This is a genomic window from Arthrobacter sp. Y3223164 (genome assembly GCF_059091005.1).
Map to the genome: position 1 here is coordinate 1 of NZ_JBNHGF010000887.1, position 404 is coordinate 404.

A 404-nucleotide genomic window follows, 5' to 3' on the forward strand; every position below is an offset into this window, starting at 1 on the left:
TCCCGGGCCGGCCGGCCCCTGGCCGACGTGACCGTGCACGCCCCGGGCATCGCGGCAGTGGCACCGGGTTCCGCAGCTGTCCCCTTCGAGGTCCCGGTGGAGCCGGGGCCGGAAGAGGCGCGCGAACTGCTCGTCCGCGAACTGGCCAAGGAGGAGTACCAGGATGCCCGGCCCGGGGTCTTGGAATCGGTGCTGCAGGCCATCCTCGACTGGCTGGCCGGGCTGGTCGCCCAACTCAATGGCTTCAGCCCCAATCTCGGCACGCTGGTCCTGGTCCTGGCCGCCCTGCTGCTGATCGGCGCGGCCGTGTGGCTGATCAAGCCCCGGCGCAACGCCCGCAGCCGCGCGGCGGCGGAGATGTTCGACGGCGCCGTCCCGCTCACAGCCGACGAACACCGCCGCAA

Annotated in this window: 1 pseudogene; it reads left to right on the plus strand. The window is 72.8% G+C overall.

The window, feature by feature from the left end:
• A pseudogene (locus tag AC5RUJ_RS18555) lies at positions 1 to 404 on the plus strand (hypothetical protein); the annotation flags it as partial.